This window comes from Acetobacterium wieringae (assembly GCF_023700225.1).
GTDB classification, from domain to species: Bacteria; Bacillota; Clostridia; order Eubacteriales; family Eubacteriaceae; genus Acetobacterium; species Acetobacterium wieringae.
Genome location: NZ_CP097897.1, coordinates 1356278 through 1376929, shown reverse-complemented (window position 1 = coordinate 1376929; position 20652 = coordinate 1356278). Strand labels below are relative to the sequence as shown.

The 20652-nt window shown below is 46.3% G+C and carries 21 protein-coding genes; 6 read left to right on the top strand and 15 right to left on the bottom strand.

The features are described from left to right. Positions 1–36: 36 nt before the first annotated feature. The 13 genes from CHL1_RS06645 to CHL1_RS06585 form a co-directional block, all read right to left on the bottom strand. Entirely contained in the window at positions 37–840 is an 804-nt protein-coding gene (locus CHL1_RS06645; RefSeq protein ID WP_070372171.1) for a dihydropteroate synthase, read from the bottom strand. A gap of 16 nt (positions 841–856) precedes the next feature. Then, complete coding sequence (locus tag CHL1_RS06640) at positions 857–1981, bottom strand: uroporphyrinogen decarboxylase family protein (protein WP_242871626.1); 1125 nt, start codon at positions 1979–1981, stop codon at positions 857–859. Then, complete coding sequence (locus CHL1_RS06635) at positions 1978–2595, bottom strand: cobalamin B12-binding domain-containing protein (RefSeq protein WP_070372173.1); 618 nt, start codon at positions 2593–2595, stop codon at positions 1978–1980. The genes CHL1_RS06640 and CHL1_RS06635 overlap by 4 nt, the downstream gene beginning before the upstream one ends. Positions 2596–2854: 259 nt before the next feature. Beyond that, the gene (locus tag CHL1_RS06630; protein ID WP_070372174.1) at positions 2855–3334 is read right to left on the bottom strand and encodes a hypothetical protein; all 480 of its coding nucleotides are present in this window, start codon (positions 3332–3334) and stop codon (positions 2855–2857) included. Positions 3335–3349: 15 nt separating this feature from the next. Next, complete coding sequence (locus CHL1_RS06625) at positions 3350–3946, bottom strand: GTP-binding protein (RefSeq protein ID WP_070372175.1); 597 nt, start codon at positions 3944–3946, stop codon at positions 3350–3352. 175 nt (positions 3947–4121) lie between these two features. Beyond that, entirely contained in the window at positions 4122–4415 is a 294-nt protein-coding gene (locus tag CHL1_RS06620; protein ID WP_070372176.1) for a type II toxin-antitoxin system RelE/ParE family toxin, read from the bottom strand. Positions 4416–4417: 2 nt separating this feature from the next. Further along, positions 4418–4759, bottom strand: a complete 342-nt coding sequence (locus tag CHL1_RS06615; protein WP_070372177.1) for an AbrB family transcriptional regulator — start codon at positions 4757–4759, stop codon at positions 4418–4420. Positions 4760–4974: 215 nt separating this feature from the next. After that, positions 4975–7110 (bottom strand): acetyl-CoA decarbonylase/synthase complex subunit alpha/beta, encoded by a 2136-nt coding sequence (gene acsB / locus CHL1_RS06610; RefSeq protein WP_250935484.1) that lies wholly within the window; start codon positions 7108–7110, stop codon positions 4975–4977. Positions 7111–7329: 219 nt separating this feature from the next. Next, complete coding sequence (locus CHL1_RS06605) at positions 7330–7683, bottom strand: helix-turn-helix domain-containing protein (protein ID WP_476723734.1); 354 nt, start codon at positions 7681–7683, stop codon at positions 7330–7332. A 20-nt stretch (positions 7684–7703) separates the two neighbouring features. Continuing rightward, a complete protein-coding gene (locus tag CHL1_RS06600; RefSeq protein ID WP_250935481.1) occupies positions 7704–9260 on the bottom strand; it encodes a sigma 54-interacting transcriptional regulator in 1557 nt (518 codons plus the stop codon). 328 nt (positions 9261–9588) lie between these two features. After that, a complete protein-coding gene (locus CHL1_RS06595; protein ID WP_250935479.1) occupies positions 9589–12513 on the bottom strand; it encodes a methyl-accepting chemotaxis protein in 2925 nt (974 codons plus the stop codon). Positions 12514–13027: 514 nt separating this feature from the next. After that, positions 13028–13621, bottom strand: coding sequence for a methylenetetrahydrofolate reductase (locus tag CHL1_RS06590; protein WP_250936239.1), 594 nt, complete (start codon positions 13619–13621; stop codon positions 13028–13030). Positions 13622–14081: 460 nt separating this feature from the next. Beyond that, positions 14082–14675 carry an SLC13 family permease gene (locus tag CHL1_RS06585; RefSeq protein WP_276520491.1) on the bottom strand — a complete coding sequence of 198 codons (594 nt, stop codon included), beginning with the start codon at positions 14673–14675 and terminating at the stop codon, positions 14082–14084. Between the two features lie 115 nt (positions 14676–14790). On the opposite strand from CHL1_RS06585, the gene CHL1_RS06580 reads away from it, so the two are divergent. The 5 genes from CHL1_RS06580 (at position 14791) to CHL1_RS06560 (ending at position 19105) form a co-directional block, all read left to right on the top strand. Beyond that, positions 14791–16023, top strand: coding sequence for an NADH:flavin oxidoreductase (locus CHL1_RS06580; protein ID WP_250935475.1), 1233 nt, complete (start codon positions 14791–14793; stop codon positions 16021–16023). Next, positions 15947–16717: an FAD-dependent oxidoreductase gene (locus CHL1_RS06575; RefSeq protein WP_250935473.1), complete on the top strand. Its 771-nt coding sequence runs from the start codon at positions 15947–15949 to the stop codon at positions 16715–16717. The genes CHL1_RS06580 and CHL1_RS06575 overlap by 77 nt, the downstream gene beginning before the upstream one ends. Before the next feature lie 136 nt (positions 16718–16853). Continuing rightward, the gene (locus CHL1_RS06570) at positions 16854–17669 is read left to right on the top strand and encodes a MerR family transcriptional regulator (RefSeq protein WP_250935471.1); all 816 of its coding nucleotides are present in this window, start codon (positions 16854–16856) and stop codon (positions 17667–17669) included. A gap of 26 nt (positions 17670–17695) precedes the next feature. After that, positions 17696–18631 carry a diacylglycerol/lipid kinase family protein gene (locus CHL1_RS06565; RefSeq protein WP_250935469.1) on the top strand — a complete coding sequence of 312 codons (936 nt, stop codon included), beginning with the start codon at positions 17696–17698 and terminating at the stop codon, positions 18629–18631. 225 nt (positions 18632–18856) lie between these two features. Next, entirely contained in the window at positions 18857–19105 is a 249-nt protein-coding gene (locus CHL1_RS06560) for a hypothetical protein (protein WP_070371352.1), read from the top strand. Positions 19106–19170: 65 nt separating this feature from the next. On the opposite strand, the gene CHL1_RS06555 is transcribed toward CHL1_RS06560, so the two are convergent. Both CHL1_RS06555 and CHL1_RS06550 read right to left on the bottom strand, forming a co-directional pair. Continuing rightward, positions 19171–19497, bottom strand: a complete 327-nt coding sequence (locus CHL1_RS06555; protein WP_250935467.1) for a type II toxin-antitoxin system RelE/ParE family toxin — start codon at positions 19495–19497, stop codon at positions 19171–19173. Position 19498: 1 nt separating this feature from the next. Next, positions 19499–19780 carry a type II toxin-antitoxin system Phd/YefM family antitoxin gene (locus CHL1_RS06550; protein WP_228880672.1) on the bottom strand — a complete coding sequence of 94 codons (282 nt, stop codon included), beginning with the start codon at positions 19778–19780 and terminating at the stop codon, positions 19499–19501. 254 nt (positions 19781–20034) lie between these two features. On the opposite strand from CHL1_RS06550, the gene CHL1_RS06545 reads away from it, so the two are divergent. Then, entirely contained in the window at positions 20035–20538 is a 504-nt protein-coding gene (locus tag CHL1_RS06545) for a hypothetical protein (RefSeq protein WP_250935465.1), read from the top strand. The last annotated feature ends 114 nt before the right edge of the window (positions 20539–20652 follow it).

Genomic DNA, 20652 nt, shown 5'->3' with positions numbered 1-20652 from the left:
TTCCTGTAACCAGGAAAAGGGCCAGGCTCTGCCTATTTATTTTTTACTGAATTCAACTTTTGCTGCAATGGTGTAGTGTCGGCAGAAACGATCCCGACCCAGCAGCAGTTCGGTCGCTTTTAGCGATTCGATCAGTGCCACGTTTTCCGGGTTGACCACCGCCGAGTTCATGCCAGCGGCTACCGCCAGAGTCAAAAAGGTGCGATTGATCAGGGCCCGGTTGGGCAGACCAAAGGAAATATTGCTCAGCCCCCCGGTGATATGCGCTTGCGGATAGGTTTCCCGGATGGCCCGGATCGATTCAAAGGCCACCAGACCCGCCTGCTGATCGGTGGCCACGGCCATAATCAACGGATCGACATAGACTTTATCATCGGCGATCCCGGCTGCCCGGGTGGCCTCAAAAATCCGTTCCAAAACTGCCATCCGTTCGGCCACGGTTTTTGGCATCCCGGATTGTGATTCATCCAATGCCAGTGCGATGACATCGCAATCCCGTTCCCGAATAAACGGAATAAAACTCTTCAGACGAGCAGGATCACCATTGATGGAATTAATCATTGGCGTCTTGTTAACAACGTGAATGGCTTCTTTGATCACTTCCGGGGTTGAACTGTCAATGCAGATGGGAGTATCCGTGACGGACTGGACGACCTCCAGCAGCCACAGCATGTCCTCTTGCTCCCGGGAGGGGTCGGTGCCGGCGTTCACATCCAGATAGTCAGCCCCGGCATTGGCCTGATCCAGGGCTGTTTTTTTGATGAAGTCGGCATCCCGGTTTAAGATAGCTTCCTGGATGGCTTTGCGGGTGCCGTTTATTTTTTCTCCGATAAATATCATAGGATCTCCTTAATTTTTAATATTCTTGCGCAACCTCGTGTATTGCCACAAGATTTTCAAACTTTGAACCAGTCGGAGCATCACAACCTGCTGCTAAAATCACCCCTTTCACACCAATGTCATCGAGTAATCGACGAATATAATCCTTGACTTCATCAGGAGTGGATACGGTTAACATTTGTGACGGAACATCTCCCATAAATGCAACGTGATTACCTAAAACTTTCCGGGCTTTTCTTAAGTCAGTCATACCATCTGTATTGATGATACATTTATTTTCCGGCAATTCTAAAAATCGTTCTAAATCGCGATCCCAATTCTGGTCTAAATGTAAAATCGGTGTAATTCCACGTTCAATTAAAGCTAACGCAAGTTTATACATGTAAGGCCATACCAAATTATCCCAAATTTTAGGACTGACGAGTCCTGAAGCACCCCGCCATCCGCCAATCCATTCACCGATGACATAATCCCGATCAGGTCGTGTGGCGATCATTTTCAACTGTTCTTCCAGCATGACATTTTGTGCTTCTTTGATTAAGTCCGGTTTTTTATAGCAATCCATAAAAAAAGCTGTCATCGAACGTCCACCACATAACGTTTCAAACGGAGGACAGATTAATCCACTATTTAAAACCGGATAGCCAGCATCAATATATTGTTGCGCTATCATTTCATCTTTTGCATGATATTCAAAGAATTGTTCAATCTTTTTCATATCAATGATTTGAGGTAAAATGCGATTCATTACCGCTGCTGATCCTTCTTTAATGATGAGTTCGTAATCGCCATCTTGTATTAATTTTTTCTCATCAACCTGCCAGATATCATTTTCACCTAATTCCTCACCTGGCATTTTAACTTTAGACCACCATATTAGGCTTAAAGCCGCTTGATGCGCACCTGGATAAGCAAAATTAATACAATCAACCGGTGCAATAGTATTTATACGATTTACAAATTCTATATAATATTTTAAACCAACTTCTGTATCTGACATATATTTAGCCAATGAAATATCAGAATAGGTTGGCGGTACCGCTTGCCCCATATAGCAGCCAACAACATGTTCGTTTTCATGATTTATACACGCTTGAACTTTTTTTAATCGTTCATCATATATTGGGTTCGTTTTCATCATAACATCTCCTTACATAATCTTACGGCTGACTGGGCATCGTCGCCAACTGCATCTGCGCCGGTGTATCTGACCACCGATTCGTCGGTGGGTCCGCCACCGATGATAATTTTGACCTTATCTCTGAATCCGGCTTCTTCAACGGCTTTGACGGTGTTTGAGATGGAATCATAAGCGGTGGTTAATAAACAGGATAATGCCAGAATCGGCGCTCCGGATTCCTTTAAGGCGTCCACAAAAACTTCCGGTTTGGCGTCCACCCCCACATCAATGACATCAAAGCCGCCGGATTTAAGCATGACATAGACCAGATCTTTACCGATATCGTGGATATCGCCTTCAACTGTGCCCAATACGACCTTGCCCAAAACATCACCGGTTTTGCCCGACAGATGCGGTTCCAGCATTATGCCCACTTCTTTAAACATTTCGCCGGACATCATTAGATCAGAAACAAAATAGTCCCCGGCACTAAACATCTCCCCAACTTTAACCATTCCGGCTTCGCACTCCTTTAGAATCTCGACCGGATCCCGTCCATTGTCCAAATCAAGCTGTACGCTTTCCATCAGTTCATCCATTTCCAGATTTGCCAGCAATTCACTTATCTTTGCCATTTTTACATTCCTCCAACTATTTTTGAATCAATAATCTTTGGAGAATACCCATCAAAATACAATCGTTATATACAAGTAAAAAATCTATTATCATTTACTCAGATTTATGGTAAAATTCTGATGAGATCTCCTTTTTTCCGTGAATACCAATTAAGGGCCGCAATCCCTGTATGCCTGGAATTAAGGAGTCTTTTGTTTTTTTGACATCGCATCTACCTCCTGTTTTAATTTATAACATCGATGTTACTCGATTATTATGCTAATGCCCACAGGCCTCATCATGTTCATGATTGTCGTGACAAACCGGACAGTCAACTTCACCACAGCTATGGTTTGTTGCTTCAGGTTGATTGCTTTCCCGATAGTCAGTCAGCATTTCATACACACTACAGGTTCGTGCCAGGGCCAGATGAAAATTTTGCAGATTCCTTTTTTTATCGACCCCGGATACAATGGCATTAAAGGTCAGGTGGCCTTTGCTATTTTGTCTGTCGGTTCCATTGAACTCACAGTTTACCGGTTTATTCAAAGCGACACTGCTGAGACGAATAAAACGATCATCTCCCAATTCAATAATCGCTTTGATATGTCCAATCATGAAATTTTCGGTCTTGCTTAACTGCTCAAGATAATTTTCTAAAAAAAAGCAGCCGATTTCCTGCCATTTTTTACTCGACCCCGCCTGTCGTAACGTCAGCGTTGTCTCAATGGCCAGTGTTTCAAAAATATTCTGATACATCGTCGTTCTCCTTTTTTACCCACCAATGATTTTTTGGATCTGTTCATTAACTAAGTGCTTCACATTAATTTGCACCGTCGGCAGATCCTGGTGATACTGTTTGATCACCTCTTCTGTTTTTTTGATTTCATCTGCCGCAGCGACATCAATTTTGTTGATAACGGCAAAATCTGCCAGCGGTACCGACGCCGCCAAATACGGTTCCAACACCGCTTCAAACATCTCAATTCGCGTCGGATCAAGAATCATCACGTTTCTGATTTGCTCTTTTGAAAAACCACTGTGGGAAAGGGCCGGATAGATTGCCGCAGGATCGGCTGCTCCCGAGGGTTCAATTAAGATATAATCCAGTTCATAATTCGCCATTAACTGAGTGAGGGTATCTTCCAAACTGATGGCCAGGGTACAGCAGATACAGCCGCCAAATATTTCCCAGACTGCATACCCCATTTTTTTCATTTGCAGATTGTCAATACCAATCTCGCCCACCTCATTGACAATGATGGCACTGCGTTTTTTTGTTTCAGCCAGGTTTTTTGCACAGCGTAACAATAGCGACGTTTTGCCGGAACCAAGAAATCCGGTAAATAAAACGATTTTGGGTCCATCCATGATCATTCTCCATTCTTAACTTATACGTACAAGTAAGTATGGATTTAATATAAACCACTGTAAACGTTTTGTCAAGCTACTTTCGCAAATTTGTTTTTATTTACAATATGGGTTGATTGAAAAATTTCGCATTAAATAACGCCATCAAAACAATCGTTTCTGATGGCGTTATTTCTTACTTTTTCATGTAACGTTTGAGCTGTTGATAGAAATTTTCACGGGTACCGGCCATGATCACAATAATTATTTTATCATCTTGATACTCGATCCGATAGGCAAGTTCATAATTCGTTTGGTTATAATAAATATCATAACCAAATATGCCAGACAAATCACCTGTTTTTGCCGTGCCCAGGGTGTGATCAATTAAAAGCTGGTCCATTGCTTTTTGATAAGCCAGCTTTAAATGCTTATCGTTTAATTTTTTTAAATACCTGGCTGCGGGTAGCAGAATAATCAGTTTTGCCATACTTATTCCTCTGGGCCAAAAATTTCATCGTATGTGTAAAACTCGCCTTTTCCTTCGGCTGCCTCTTTTGCTTTTTCCATCATTTTTTCAACAGCGGGACGAACCTTTTTTTGTTCTTCCTTAAATTTTTTGAGTAATGTCTCCCCGCTGTATCCCTGTGCAATCAGATCGGCCAAAATCTGCTCAGCAAATTCTCCGCCGCTATTTTCTCTAACCGGCTTAATTAAAATCATATTATTCTGAAGAATACATTCCGCTTCTTTGCCAAACCCCAGTGCTTCAAAATATTTTTGCGGGATTGTAATCTGTCGCTTTCCTGAAATGCGAATGGTTTTTCGTTCCATTTTGGCGCCTCCTATCCTCTTAAGCAATTTTTAAATAATTTCCTAGTTTCTTTGATTTTATTATATCACGGATTCCAGTCAGCTGCAATTGATTATCACCACTTAGCCATCATCAACATTAATATCATATCACAAGGATCCGAATCAAAAAAACGCACCTCAAAATGAGATGCGTTTTTGCTTGTCTTTTTTAAATAAATGTATTGGTAAAATGCCTACATAATCGGATCCATCGCCAAAGCGGGATGGTTTTTGGTTTCCAGGAATTCCAGAACCGCTTCGGAGTCGGTGGCAATGGTTTCATCACAAACCATGTCGGCAAAGTTTTCCGGTCCACCCATGGCTACAACGGCTTTGTTCAAGCGGTCAGCCACATCGTCTTTTAATTCTTTGGGCATCCAGACAATTCGTTGTAGTCCGCCTTCAGCCGACATAAACTTTTTAGAACCAATCAGGAACCGACCGTGACCCATAAAGCCGGGGGTCTGCACACCACCACCGGTCATGGAGGCCAACTCGCCAAAGGTCATCCCAACCGGAGAAGTCTGACTGAATTCACGGTTGACAATGATAACGCCATTGGCTTCAGGCATGATTCCACAGATACATTCAAAGCAACCACAGGAAGTCATTGGATCTTCAAGGATTGAATACAGAGTGACGCTTTCAACTGCGCCTTGTGATGCGCTGGCAACAGCCTTGTTAACCGAATCCCAACGACCAACCCGTTCATCACTGGCAGTTCCTTTGATGACCGGCTGATTAGGTCCTTCGGGATCGAGTTCTTTGGTCGCCTTGGCATCCAACCAGGAAACCGCGCCACACAGACCCAGACGTTCCGGGGTCACGATGCAGACATGGCTGGGCGCAAAAGACTGACATAATAAACAGGTATAGAATTCATCAACACTCTCATCGGTCAGGGCATTCATTCGGGCATCCCGCTCGGCGTAAATCGGTTTAACCATTTCTTCGCCCAAACGTTTAACGTCGTCAGCGTTTGTGTAGATGGTGATTTCACATTTATCAACCACCTTTTCAAAATCAGAACGCATTTTGGCATACAGCACTTCACCGATGTGTTTTAAGCGGAATCCTTTTGTAAAGGCTTCTTTGGTCAGACGAATCCAGGCGATGTTACGTTGGCCCACATGCATGGCTCCATCGATGTAGTTAGTGAAATAGTGGATACGACGTTCCAGAACGGTTTCGAAATCTTTTTGCATAGCTTTACCGCCAACCGTAACAACAATCCCCAGTGGCAGACGGACGACATCGGCGTCGGCAAAGCTCGGATCATCGATATCCGGTCCGATAACAGTGATTTTGTGATCTTCCATGGTTGCCGGATCACCGGTAGTGACCAGTTCCCAACACTCGGTTTTGTTGCCGCCAAATTCAGCAAACATGGTGTCTTTCCGAACACGTTCCCCTTCAAAAGCCGAGGCCACGGAAACCGGTACATCGATTTTGGTGACTTTAATTTTAATTTCCCGGGCTTCCAGAGAAAATTCGACGGTTTTGGCGTGGTCGGCCTGAGTCATCAGGGCTCCAGGAACTTCAGGTACAGGTACATCAGCAATGACTGGGAAACCAAGCGCAATGGCACCCGCACCTACGGAGACAATCACTTCGTTGAGTTCACCAAAGGTATTGACAAAGGCCGGTACCCGTTCTTTGGTGTAAGTTAAAAACTCCGGCAGTTTGCCCGGTTCGATGCCGCCAAAAATCAGAGCCGCCCGAATCGCCACGGAGACCACGTGAATAACAGAGGTCACTTCATGACCCAACGGGATCACCCGATAATCCAGCCCCATCTTGACGCCGCCTTCTAAGGCCTGCTCAATAATGTTACCAACCATAAAGGTCAGCAGTCCTTTTTCCTGATAGTCCTTAACAATCGCAGCCAGAGCCGCAGGATCAGCAGCTTCGCCCAGCAGGACGGCAATCCCGGGGATATCACCGGTTACCAGAGGCACACCCAATGATCGGATAATCGGATCCGGCACAAAACCGATGCCGGAATCATTGGCATAGGGGTCACCATCCAGATAGCGGATCGCTTCAATAATTTCGGCCCCAACAGCGGTCGCCAGACCGGCATTTAAAGCCTCGCCCAGATCTTCCTTGTTGGTGATCAGGCTTTTAAGAATGCCCACAGCCGCTGGTAAATCGCCCAGGGTCTTAATTTTAACCCCGGTAGCGGCGTAGATAATCGGCAAACAATAAGCGGTATCGGGATAACCCACGGCATGATCCGCACCAAATTTTTCAATGGCGTCATTCACTGCGCCTTCGGTTAATCCGGCAACTGCATTGGAACCGGCGTAAATTAAATCTGTCAAACTCATAATTTTTCACTCTTCCTTTTCAAAGAAATATTTTTTATTAATCATACTACCAATTTATTATTGCAAGTTTTGTGCCAACCCCATAAAATGCCGCCAAGCCCGGTTTGATGGGATTTTTATCCGCCTGCCCCGATTTGATAGTGTCTATTATTTTGACACTGTCAAAATACAGTTGACACTTTTTGACATCACTTGACACTCGTCCCGGCCACCGGCTGTCTAACTAATCTGATACTTTTTAATCTTATTATAAAGGGTCTGGCGGGTGATGCCGAGTTTTTCGGCTGCCGCCGACTTGTTATAATGGCAGTTTTCCAACACCCGGATGATCAGCTCACGTTCATTTTCCCGGATTTCACTGGCAGCGCCCCCGACCCCGCCATTTAAGGTCGCCGCCGTATGCAGCTCCATCATTATCGCCTGGCTTGTAATCACTCCGTCATCGACCAGAAAGGTAAGGCGCTTGAGTAGATTTTCCAGCTCCCGGATATTGCCGGGCCAATCATAGCCCATCAGCGCCTGAAGGCCAGACGCATCAATCCGTTTAAGCCCGGTTTTGCTTTCTTCACTGATCTGACTAAGAATCTTTGCGGCTAAGACCGGGATTTCATCCCGCCGCTGTCGCAGCGGCGGCAGAGAACAATATTGATCACATTGAGGCGGTAGTAAAGATCCTTGCGAAATAAGCCATCCCGGATCATCGCTTCGAGGTTTTGACTGGTGGCGGCAATGACCCGGGTGTCAACCTGCTGGGTTTTGACGGCGCCCATTTTTTCAAACTTCTTTTCCTGCAGAAAACGTAGTAACTTTGACTGGATTTCAATGGGAATCTCGGCGATTTCATCTAAGAAAACCGTCCCGCCCTGAGCCATTTCCAGTTTACCGGCTTTGCCGTTTCTGCTGGCGCCGGTAAAGGCCCCGGGAGTGTAGCCAAACAATTCGGTTTTCAAAAAATTCTTGGGAATGGTAGTGCAGTCAATGTAGATAAAAGGCTTATGACGACGGGGACTTTCCTGATGAACCACCTCGGCAAACAGCGTTTTGCCGGTGCCGCTTTCGCCTCGGATTAAGATCGAGGCATCGGTTTTAGCAACTTTCCGGATGTAGTTTACCTGACTGATCATCACATCGCTGACCACAACAACACGATCATCTTTGAGTTTAAGCTGCTGCTGGCTGGCTTTTTTGTTGCTGTCAATCCGCTCTTCCAGGTCGGATATTTTATCAAGCAGCAGTTTAATAAAATCCGATTCCACCGGAATCACCTGCCGCAGGACTGCCTGGGATTTTAGAATCGGGCTTTCAAAAACAATGTGCTCCTTGCCGGAAATTATCTGCTGCCAGATGGCCGGTTTGCCGGTCGCTAGCACCTCGGTATACTTTGTTTCCCAGGCCAGCGAAATAATGCTGGTGTCTTTTTCAAAGGCCAGCGACAAAAATTCCTGATACTTTTTGTTGATCCGCACCACCATCCCAGAGCTGTCGATTACCGCCAGATAGTTGGGAATGCTGTCGATGATGTTCTGATTAAAATTATCGGCTTCCAGGGCATTTTCCAGGGCATCATTGAGTTGTTTATTGGCCCAGCTGGAGCGCTGACTTTGGGATTGGATCTGATTTTTGCTTTTAGCCAGCTTGAGTGAATTGATGGTCAGATAAAGCATGTTGATATCGGGTTTTTCATCATCGCCGACGGCCTGAAAGTTCTTTTTATTGCCCTTGGCCGGGGTGATTTCAAATTCACAATAGTCGTCACCCAGAGCGTTGCACCGCACTTCCTCGGCATCCATATCCTGATTGCTGATAATACTGACGGCCCCGGCCAGAATCCCAGCTTCAAAATAACAGACCGGTTTGCCGATGTTTTCCATGTCACTGCAGGTAAAACAGTCGTAGAGCCGAAAAACAATTTTGTTATCGGACATGTTGGTCATCACAATCTGGCCAATCCCCAGGGCCATGATCTTTTCCGCTAAACTGTTATAATCAGTAACATTGAGGCTGCGGCCAACATTTTTGGCTGTATTATAATAAATTTCTTCCTCAACTGCCTTGGAGGCCCCACTGCTATTGGCCAGATTCAGGACATTTTTTAAATTTTTTTCAACGTGGTTATAATTTTCGTAGTTCACAATGCCGTTATTAAACATCGCACCGCTCCTTTTAGATCATCGAGAATAGCTCTATTATAATGCAAAAGCGACTGAATAGCCATCCAGTCGCCGTAATTGTTTTTTATATTTTATATTTATTTTTTTAAGCCAGCGCCTGGCATCCTGACCCGGGGCGCAAAAGATTATGCAGATCGGTCGCTGGCTCTAGCTGGCTGATGCCGATTCCCGGCTCAATTGGCGACTGTTTAGCAAAACAATCTTTTTTTGCATGTCGTCATTTTTGCGTCCCGCTTTTGCCAAACCAACTTTTAGCCATACGTGCATTTGGGTCTCATTGCCACCATGGTCGCTTAAACACTGGCTGTCAGCCTTTTAAAACGAATTCTCCAACCATTTTTTTTAGCAGTTCGGCCTGACCAGTCAGTTCCTCACTGGCCGCCGCACTTTCTTCGGCGGTGGCTGAATTGGTCTGCACCACCTGGGATACCTGTTCGATGCCTTTATTAATCTGGGTAATTTCCACCGCCTGATCGCCGGAGGCCCGGGCAATAGTGGCCACCAGATCAGAAACCTTTTTTATTTCTGCCAGAATTTCTTTGAGGCTGGCAGCCGTTTCATCGGCCAGTTTTGATCCCACTTCGACCTTGTCAATTGACCCTTCGATCAGGCTGGTGGTTTCTTTGGCCGCTTCGGCACTCCGGGCCGCCAAAGTTCGGACTTCTTCAGCAACAACTGCAAAACCCTTGCCATGGCTTCCGGCCCGGGCTGCTTCTACCGCCGCATTCAGGGCCAGAATATTGGTCTGGAAGGCGATATCGTCAATGACCTTGATAATTTTAGAAATGTTACTGGACGACTCATTAATTTCCACCATCGCAGTGACCATTTCCTCCATTTGCCGGTTGCCGATTTCCGCATTGCTACGAACCTCCAGGGCCCGGACATTGGCTTGCTTGGCATTGCTGGCATTGCGTTTAGTCTCGGCGGTTACCTCTTCGATGGAAGCTGTCAGCTGTTGAATCGAGCTGGCCTGCTCCATGGTGCCCTGAGACAGGGCCTGGCCGCCATCGGCAATCTGTCGGGCCCCCATTTCCACCTGAGTGGCCGCCATATTGATGGCCGTCATGGTCTGGCTGAGATTGCTTGTGATCTGGTTGAGGGCATTTTTAATGGCCCGAAAATCGCCCCGATAGTCAGCCGTTATTTCCTGATTGAGATTGCCCTGACCGACTGCCTCCAAAACTGCGGTAATTTCATCGACATAGTGTTTTAAAAAGGCAATGGTCTGATTCATGTTGTCCCGGATCAGGGCATAATCACCCTGATAATCGCCACTCATAGCTGCGCTGAGATTGCCCCGGGCCAGTTCTTCCAGGGCCGCCGATGCCTCCATCATCGGCCCCACCAGGGCATCCAGGGTTTTGTTAAAGCCAGCAACCACCTTGGCGTATTCCCCAGGGAAACGACTGACATCACCACGATTGCCGGTGTTCCCGGATACGGCAATCCGGGCCATTTCGTTGGCTTCGGCGATTAACAGCTCAATCGTTTCAATCATCCCGATTAGGCTTGGCACCAAATGATCATTGGTGCTTTGTTTCCCCAGTTGACGAAGCGCATCAAGATCCTTAAGGTTTCCGATGGCAATATGATTAACCACCGCAATGACTTCGTTAAGCCGCTGATTCAGGCTATTGATGGACTGGGCCAACTCCGCATAAATGCCTCGATACTGACCATCCATGGCCTCTCCGAAGTCGTGATGACTCATTAAACCGAGAATCCGGTTGCCTTCTTCCAGGGCTCCTAAGCCCTCAATACAGGCGTTTATACTGTCTTTCAGGGTCTCAAAGTCCCCCTGATAGGTGGCAGTAATGGGTGCCGGAAGATCTCCGGCACCAATCCGTTTTACATAATCCGCCGCCATATTGATGGGACCCACTACCGCATCCAGAGTATCATTAACCCCTTTGACAATATCCCGAAAGCCGCCCTTAAACTGGTCGCTGTTACCACGCACCTGCAGTTGCCCGGCTACACCAGCCCGGGACAGCCGGGTGACCTCGTCAATCAGCCCCCGGATCGAGGCAATGGTCCGCTTGAGCGCCGGGGAAATTTCATCCGCATCATCCTTTACCTCGATCATCGCCGAAACATCGCCATCAGCAATCGAAATCATCGTGCCGATCACCACTTTTTGCAGATCCTCGGCAAAGGAATCCATGGCGGCAGCCATTTCGCCGATTTCATCGTCGCTGTCAAGGCCCAGCCGCTGGCCCAGATGCCCCCGGCTCATTTCTTTAATCATCCCACTGATGCTGGCAATCGGCGTGGTGATCGATGTGGACACCCGGTAAAGGATCAGGGCCAGCACCAGAAAAACCAGCAGTCCGACCACCGATACCATCAGAATATTGTTAAAGATCGCCGCCTCAATGGCATCCGTGGCGTAGCCGATGTTCAGGGCCCCCTTCAGTTCGCCATTGATGACTACCGGATACAGCACATCGTAGACCCGGGCCTGACCCGCCTCGTAATAATATTCGGAAGCTGATGACTGACCATCAATGGCTGCCGCCTTCACCGCTTCATCTTCGGCATAACTGACGCCCAGATCCTCCGGATGAGTATCGGCCACGACCATCAAATCCTGATCGATAAACCCGGCGTAGACAATCTGGTCATTGGCTGACAATTCGTCAATCAGGGCCTGATACCCAAAGCGTTCGGTCAGATCGGTGATCCGATCGGCAGTAACACCGGCCTGAACAAATTCACCGGTGTTGGTTTTGATGTAGCCAAATTTAAAGGTCTCATCAGTTTCGGTGCTTTTACGGATCGCCTCCATATACTCATCCTTGCCACTGACCATAAAATTATGGATGGGATCGCCTGGCTCCGCCTTCCAGCCGACGTACTCGCCGTTGACCGCACTAACTATTTCACCGGCCGCATTAAACCAGTAAATCTGATTGATCCCCGACTGCTGGGCCAGGGCCGTCAGATAGGGATCACTGATAGCCCCACGATTGGCAATAACAATGTTACCAATGCTGCGGATCTGTTCCTCGATCATGAGGTTCATGGCGGCGAGAGCTTCACTGTTGTCTTCCAACCGCTCAACAAACTGCAAGGAGGTAGCAAAACCGTTGGCTCGCATTTCAGCCAGCAGACTTTCCCGGGTCAGATAAGCCGAAATGGCCCCAATGACAAACACCCCCACCAGTACCGAACATAAGGGTACAACCAGCAGTTTTCGCTTAATCGATTTTCGTTTTTTCTCTTCCATTATTAACCTTTTCCTCTTCTCCAATTTTTAAGTTCAAACGTTATGATAAGCAATTTTCATGCCAATAATTCAGTTTTTACTTAATTGATGGAGTTTGCGGAAATGCGTTCAGAAAATATTGGTAAGCCCAATTATCTACAATTGATTATCATTTGCAATGGTTCAGTTAAACAATGCTAGTAATCAATCCGGCCAGTGGCAACCACAAGGTCGCTAAGATAATAAAGGCCAGTTGCATCCAGATGGTTGCCTTAGGCATATCGGTCATTTTGTAATAACCAATGGTGTAGGTGATTAGCGGAATTGTATCGATGGGAAACAGATAACAGTTTCCGCCCCCCTTTCACCCCAATACTTTAGGAAAGTAAAGTTGTTGTCGCATTAACGAGGTTAATCACCAATGGGAAAAAGGGGCAAAATTTGCATACTTAATTCAATACTTCGCTAACTTCATATCGCATACCGTTACCATAATGATTTTAAATCTAATTGTTATTGGCCAACGAAGCCATATTTAATACCTCTGAGATTGTGCTTGTATTATTGCCACCCAAAAATGAAATCCATTGATCCCCAGTTTTTTCAACGCATCAATTTGCTTAATTGTGTAGTCGATCCCAGCTTTTTTAAAGTCCTGGGGATCATCACCATAACGCCCAATAATTTTTGACAATTCTTTTGGTATCGAGATGCCATTTGCAAAACTGATTTGTAATATGCTATTCTTATTCGTAACCGGTAAAATGCTAATGTCAACAGGTACATGAATATCATTTTTCTGACAAAGATCCAACCAGTCCGCAATCGCACATCCATCAAAACATATTTGAGTAATGATCTTATCAGCCCCAAACTCCTGCTTTAATTTTAAATGCTTGATATCGGTTTTAACCGAATCAGCCAAAATGTGAGTTTCCGGATATCCCGCAACTGAGACATGCATATCGGGGTTTAGCTTTTTTATTGTCTTAATAAAGCTAAACCTATTGGGGAAGGCGTCGCTTCTTTGCGAATGGTACTTGGAATCCCCCCTTATAACAAAATAATGCTCAATCCCAATTGAAACATAAGTTTTTAGACGATCCGTCAGTTCTTTTTTTCTTACCACCAATTGCAAAGTGTGTCATCGGAACCGTTCGTTTATCCAACTTCAGTAGTTTGCACATTTCTAAATTACGCTCAAAACTTACATCTTTTATCCCACTGATACTACAGCTGATATAGTTCGGATTAAATGAACAAAGTTGATCAATTTTCTTTTTTTGACTCTGAATCTTCTGGATACTTTGTATCGGACTTATTTCAAATGAAATAACCATCTTTTTCATCTCGCTCTCTGCATTCTATTTTCAGCGATTCAATCATCAGCGTCCCCGTGTGTTCATGGTTTACAATGCCCCTATTAAACATCGCACCGCTCTTTTGTTATTATCGATATTCGTTCCATTATAATAGAAAAGCGACAAAATAGCCATCTTGTCGCTTGATTGTTTTTTATTTAATTTTAAAAACCGGGATCAATGGGTCGTGCACTGATCTGTTCACCGCTTGCTTTGATAACCATTTTGTTAGACGAGTCCAGAAATCAATCCGGCCAATGGCAGCCACAAGGTCGCTAAGATAATAAAAGCCAGCTGCATCCAGATAGTCGCCTTGGGCATATCGGTCATTTTGTAATAGCCAGCGGTGTAGGTGATCAGTGGAATCGTATCGATGGGAAACAGATAACAGTTACCGGCGCATAAGCCCAGGGTAATGATCAACAGAGCCGGGTTGATTCCCATGGTGGCCGCCAAGCTGACAATTACTGGTGTCAGCACCCCGATCAGGGCCGGAGCCACCGGAACAACCAGCATGATCACAAAAATCATCACGGCAACAAAAAAGACCCCTCCCATGGTCGAAAGTGACAGTGAGGAGGGCAGTACATAAGTGACAAACCACTCACTGACGCCATTGGCGACAATGGTATTGGCAATACATAAGACTGTCCCGATCAGAATAAAGGAGGTCCAGCTAACAGCTTTCATGTACTGTTCCCAGGTGAGAATCCTGATTTCGGGCAGAAAGAACAAGGTACAACCAAAAAGTGAGACCACGGCCACCTCGATAAGCGGAAAAAACGAGCTCATCATCCAGAACAGCATCATCACCGCAGCAATGATGATAGAATAAGCAAAAGAAATTCTTTGTTAATTTTATAATTAACAGCTTGACCTTGAAGTGACTTGAGGGTTTATCCTATCAGTAAATCCAAATATGAAAACGAGGTACAAGATGTTTACTAAATTATTTACGCCCAAGAAAATCAATCAGTGTGAGATTCCCAATCGTCTGGCAGTCACCGCCATGGTGGCCAACTACTGCAATGAGGACGGCACCGCCACCGATCGTTATATTGCTTATCACGAAGCCAAAGCCAAGGGCGGCTGGGGCCTGATTATTACCGAAGATTATGCCGTTAGCGAGCATGCCATGGGCTATCAGTTTATTGCCGGGCTGTGGAATGATGATCAGATTGCCAGTCATAAAAAACTGACCGATACCATTCATCAGTATGATTCCAAAATCTTTGCCCAGATCTATCATGCCGGCCGACAAAGTGCCAGCTTCGTTAATGGCGGCGTTCAGCCGGTGGCCCCATCAGCAATCCCCTGTCCATGGTTGCGGCAACTGCCCCGGGAGCTGACCATTCCGGAGATTGAACAGATTGTTGAAGATTTTGGCGACTGTGCCTTACGGGCTAAACAGGCTGGCTTTGATGGCATCGAAGTGCATGCCGGACATGGCTATTTAATTGCCGAATTCATGTCCACCTACGTCAACAAACGTACTGATAAATACGGCGGTTGTCTGGATAATCGCTTACGCTTCATCAAAGAAATCTATACCAATATCCGCAGCAAGGTCGGCGACGATTTCCCGGTCATGATCCGTTTTTCGGCTGACGAAGTGGTTCAGGGTGGCCGCGACATTTCTGAATCCCGGGTCCTGGCCAAATTATTTGCCGAATGGGGCTTTGATGCCCTGCATGTTTCCAGTGGTGCCTATGGCGATCATAATAAGGGGATTGTTTCGCCGATGTATGTCTCCCATGCCTGGACTGTCGATTTTGCTGCCGAGATCAAACAGCTCGTCGATATCCCGGTCTTTACGGTCAACCGCATCAATGATCCCCGCATGGCTGATGGTCTGCTGGAAATGGGCAAAGCCGATTTCATCGGAATGGGCCGGGGCTCTTTGGCCGATCCCGATCTGCCGAACAAGGCCAAGGCTGGCGATTTAACCTCGATCCGCTACTGCATCGGGTGTATGCAGGGCTGCGTTGGTAAATTACTGGTGGGTGAAGCCATCACCTGTCTGGTCAATCCCTCCCTGGGTCAAGAATATCAGTTGGATTACAGCAAAGCCACCACACCAAAAAAAGTCCTGATTGCCGGCGTGCGGACCCGGTGGCCTGGAAGCGGCTCGGGCAGCGGCGATCAAAGGCCACGAGGTCACGCTTTATGAAAAGGGCAGCTTTTTAGGCGGTCAGTTTAAATCAGCCGCTTATCCCCCCTGCAAAGGTGAGTTGGCCACTTATACCAACTGGATCACGAGCGAACTGGATCAGTTGGGCGTAACGATTCATCTCAACAGCCAAGTGACCAAAGAACTGGTCGCCGCTGAAAAACCCGATACCGTTATCGTCGCCACCGGCGGAACCCCCTGCAAACCCGCCATCAAAGGGATCGACAAGGCCCTGGTTGTCACTGCGGAGGATGCCCTACTGGGTAACGTGGCCACCGGTGATCAGATCGTTGTCGCTGGCGGCGGTGAGGTCGGTTCGGAAACGGCGGCGCATCTGGCGATGCAGCAACGGGATGTGACCATCATCGAAATGCTACCCAAGATCTGCAGCGATCTCGATGGCGTCAACAAGTTCAATCTGATGAAAATTCTCTGCGAATATGAGGTCAACCAAATGACCCAAACCAAAGTGGTCGAAATTTTGGATGATGGGGTAATCATCGAAAACAGCCAGGGCCAGCAGACCCTGCCTGCCGATACCGTCGTCATCGCTTTAGGCTACCGTCCCAACAACCATCTGGCCGAAGCATTATCAGCCGTACACGGTAATGTCATCGTTATTGGCGGGGCTGTTAAAACCAGCAATGCCATGGTAGCGATCAATGACGGCTTTAATGCGGGCTTATCGCTGTAAAAAATCCCGTTCACTGCTAACAATTAAAGATAAAAAAAGGATCGGTGCTTATAAAAGCCCTATCCTTTTTTATTTGTCTTAGTATATTAATGTGATACAATGAAAAAAACCTGAAGCCACTATAGGGAGGAAAATCATGGCATATCGCATTGGGGAAGTCTCCAAACTCTTGGGTCTGCCGGTGGAGACCATCCGCTATTATGAAAAAGAGCAGATTATTGCGCCCAAACGTCAGGAAAACAGTGACTACCGCACCTATGAAACCTGGGATATCTTTTTTCTGATGGAATGCATGCGCTACCGCAGCTTTGACATTTCGTTAAAAGATATTTCCAAGATGCTTCATAATGATTCGCTGGACTTTTTTGTCGAGCGGATTGGCTTTAAACAACAGGTCATCGATGAAAAACTGCGCTATTATCAGATGCTGGAGCGCAAGATTTCCGCCTACAAGGATAAACTGGCAAGTCTGCCCTATAATGTCGGCTGCTATTGGTTCGTCAATACCCCCGAGTATCGTTATTTTACCTATGTCCGACGCGAAGACGGTGATCATTATGGTGAGGTCGAAGAAAAGCCCTTATTTGCCAACTGGCTCAAGCAGATTCCCTTTGTCGAGTTTACCCATCACATTTCCTTTGCTGACATCGCCGACCCCTGCATCGACCGCGATGCCTGGGGGCTGTGTGTCGAAAGCGCTGACGCCGCGCTGTTAAATCTGCCGCTGAACGCGGAGGTGCAGATCCGACCGGCGAGTTTATGTTTGTGTACGGTGATGGATCTGGGCGACTATGGCAATTTAACCTTACGCCAGTTTGACCCGCTGGTGACCTATATCCGCGACCACGGCATTGTGCCGGAAGGTGATATCATCGGCAAAATCCTGACTCGGGTCCATGCCGATGGAAAAATGCACCGTTATATTGAGTATACGATCCCAGTCAGGAAATAAAAACCAAAAAAATGGAGGACTAAGCGATGGAAACTTTAAAAACCAACCAGCTGCCGCAGCGCGTTAAACTTATTTTTAATCCCGGTTCTGGCGCCAATGACGAATCCCCGCTGCAGATTATGGCCGTCGTTAAAGAAATGCAGGCCCGGCAGTTAATACCGGAACTTTATTTGATTGAACCCGACAGTAACTTGCAGGAAGTGGTCGATGAGGCCATTGCCCAGGGCATTGAGCTGTTTGTGGTGTGTGGCGGCGACGGCACCGTTTCTTCGGTCACCAAGGCGCTCTACGGTTCAGCGGCGACGCTTGGCATTGTTCCCACCGGAACCCGCAACAATATCGCCTTGAGTCTCGGTATCCCCACCGATATTGCGGCGGCCGTCGCCATCCTCAGCGAAGGACAGCGTTTAAAAATAGATCTCGGCCTGGTCATTTGCAACGGTGTCAGTACACCATTTATCGAACTTTGTTCGGTGGGATTATTTTCGACCCTGTTCCCCGCCGGGGATGACATTCAGCACGGTAACATCACCCGGATCGGTGATTTTCTTGGCATTCTGACGACTGCTCCGCCCTCAGACATCCATCTTTTTCTGGACGATAATCAGGAAATCAGCGAATTGGGTCATGCCGCATTAATTTCCAATATGCCCTATATCGGTCGTAATTATAAAGTCGGTGCACCCGATGCCTATCATGACGGCTTACTGGATGTGATGTTTTTTGCCGATCTATCCAAACTCGATTTAATCAATTATATTCTGACTGGCGTCGGCACCGATAACCCCGAAGATCCCCGGATTATGCACTATCAGGTCCGTGAAATGGTCATCGACACCGAACCGGCCATGGCGGTAATGGCCGATGGTATCAGTTTAGGCGAGGGGTCAGTGCGTATCAAAGTCCAGCCACAGGCTTTGTCAGTCATGGTTGGAGCGACTGCGTCACATGAAGGGCAATAAGCCGGGTCTGGCTTGATGGTGCGATGCTGGGAACCGCCTGGGGCCTGTTAGGCGTGATTCTAAATAATTCATTTTGAATTTAACAGTGGCGGATGATTTGGTATTTATTTAATGATTGTTGCGCGCTATAGATCCAAATTCTTAAAAATGACTAATTAATATTTTAAACCGGATGCAAAGGGGTATTCATTTAATAACCGTCATTATATTGGGGAGGTGAAGAGAATGAATATTGAACAAGTGATCAAGAACCTGAAAAAAATTGATGGTTCCCGGGATATCTGGCGGGATATTATTAAAGCATTCGAGGGCTTTTCTTTTAATGGGATTACCGAAGTCGCCATCGAATCGCAAATGGATGACGAAATTGTCCAGGCTTTTATCGATACCGACGGCTCGCCGGTGATCCAAATCGCCCTGGATCAGTGGGCCGATGGCAGCTATGTGGTTATCGATGCGTCGCAGCTCTGTTGACCAACTTTTTTAAGCCCTAAAAAACACGCTGTCAATGGTTTGTTGTTCCATTGACAGCGTGTCTTTTATTTTAACAGCAGTTTTTTTAACAGCAAATCTTCAAGGTTGCGGCGATTGTCGAGAACGGCCAAGATCAGAACCCGTTGCTTCTCGACCTTATAGATGATGCGCCAGGGTGAATAGACAATTTCCCGGTAAGTCAACAAATCAAAGGCTTTTAACTCCGGCACAAATCGGCCGCTTTCGGGCAACTGCTCCAGTCGTGTTACCTGCGCTTCAATTTTCTCGAGAATCTTCACCGCCAGGGCTTTATCCTCAAAGGCAATGTATTCAATGATTTCAAACAAATCCATTTTGGCCTGATCCGACCATAGAATTGTAAATTCTTCCATTTCAGATCGCTTCGATATTCTTTCGCAGCTCAGCAAAAACATCTTTGTTCTGATGAAGCTCTCCTTCACCGATGGAATTCTCCGAAATCTGGATCAGCTTCATTAATGACAAGGCATTAATCATATTTTGATACGATTCCACGTCCAGCAAAACGCCTCGAGCCTCACCGTTTTGGGTCACAATGATGGGATTCTTATTGTCATTGATATACTTGAGCATATCTGCAGCATGGGTTTTGATATATGAAATGGGTCGAATGTCTTCTTTGAGATTTATATTCACGGGCACACCTCCTCGTTTCAGTACCTATATGATACTATATTAAGACTGATCTGTCAAAGTTCACGATCTTCCTCCTTGCTAATCGTACACTTACTATTTGTTCAATTAGCATTTATGTAGTTAACATATCAGCTTTCACATGGTTGTCAACGGATTGTGACGTTCATTCTGAAAATATTGACCAAATCTTTTTAAAATGTGCCAGAGAGGGTATTCATTTAATAACCGTCATTATATTGGGGAGGGAATCGATTGTGATGAAAAAAATAATCATCAGCGACACCATGCAAAAAGGCTCTTATTACTTAAGCGAAGCGATGGGCGCAAATTTTGATCCTGATTTCAAACCGGAGCTCTCACCCAAAGAGCTATTAGCTTTGGGCCTTTTCGGAGGCAAGTACATGACTGATTGCCGGTCCGAATTTCCGGAGGATTGGTTTGACCATGCCAAACTCTCGCCGACCCGAAAAGATATTTCTTTAAATTATTATCAGGTCGATGCCTCACAGCCGCTTAAAGTCTGGCAGGCCAATGGCTGGATCAATCCCATCGATCCCCGGGGCTGGTTTCAATGGTATTGCCGTTATTATTATGGTCGCCGAGTTCCTGACGAAGACCGTCGCCAGATCAAACGCTGGAAGGCGATGGTGCGCCATATTGGTGCGATTAAAAAGAATTGCGAAAAAATGGATCAAAGCTGTCGCCAAAAACAGCGACAGGCCCTGCTACACTGGGCCTATGATAGTCGCAAACTTTAATCTGTCAACCGACGGTCAGTTACCGAAACGCTAAATCCGTTTGCTAAAAAGCGCTGCTCTTTATCTTTTTTTGTGATCATTTTCTTCGCATTTTACGATCGATGGCGGTGCTCC

Excerpts from the sequence above, each read along its gene's own strand:
- CHL1_RS06645 (WP_070372171.1), bottom strand. The coding sequence starts at position 840 with ATGATATTTATCGGAGAAAAAATAAACGGCACCCGCAAAGCCATCCAG.
- CHL1_RS06640 (WP_242871626.1), bottom strand. The coding sequence starts at position 1,981 with ATGATGAAAACGAACCCAATATATGATGAACGATTAAAAAAAGTTCAA.
- CHL1_RS06635 (WP_070372173.1), bottom strand. The coding sequence starts at position 2,595 with ATGGCAAAGATAAGTGAATTGCTGGCAAATCTGGAAATGGATGAACTG.
- CHL1_RS06630 (WP_070372174.1), bottom strand. The coding sequence starts at position 3,334 with ATGTATCAGAATATTTTTGAAACACTGGCCATTGAGACAACGCTGACG.
- CHL1_RS06625 (WP_070372175.1), bottom strand. The coding sequence starts at position 3,946 with ATGGATGGACCCAAAATCGTTTTATTTACCGGATTTCTTGGTTCCGGC.
- CHL1_RS06620 (WP_070372176.1), bottom strand. The coding sequence starts at position 4,415 with ATGGCAAAACTGATTATTCTGCTACCCGCAGCCAGGTATTTAAAAAAA.
- CHL1_RS06615 (WP_070372177.1), bottom strand. The coding sequence starts at position 4,759 with ATGGAACGAAAAACCATTCGCATTTCAGGAAAGCGACAGATTACAATC.
- acsB (WP_250935484.1), bottom strand. The coding sequence starts at position 7,110 with ATGAGTTTGACAGATTTAATTTACGCCGGTTCCAATGCAGTTGCCGGA.
- CHL1_RS06600 (WP_250935481.1), bottom strand. The coding sequence starts at position 9,260 with ATGTTTAATAACGGCATTGTGAACTACGAAAATTATAACCACGTTGAA.
- CHL1_RS06595 (WP_250935479.1), bottom strand. The coding sequence starts at position 12,513 with ATGGAAGAGAAAAAACGAAAATCGATTAAGCGAAAACTGCTGGTTGTA.
- CHL1_RS06580 (WP_250935475.1), top strand. The coding sequence starts at position 14,791 with ATGTTTACTAAATTATTTACGCCCAAGAAAATCAATCAGTGTGAGATT.
- CHL1_RS06570 (WP_250935471.1), top strand. The coding sequence starts at position 16,854 with ATGGCATATCGCATTGGGGAAGTCTCCAAACTCTTGGGTCTGCCGGTG.
- CHL1_RS06565 (WP_250935469.1), top strand. The coding sequence starts at position 17,696 with ATGGAAACTTTAAAAACCAACCAGCTGCCGCAGCGCGTTAAACTTATT.
- CHL1_RS06560 (WP_070371352.1), top strand. The coding sequence starts at position 18,857 with ATGAATATTGAACAAGTGATCAAGAACCTGAAAAAAATTGATGGTTCC.
- CHL1_RS06555 (WP_250935467.1), bottom strand. The coding sequence starts at position 19,497 with ATGGAAGAATTTACAATTCTATGGTCGGATCAGGCCAAAATGGATTTG.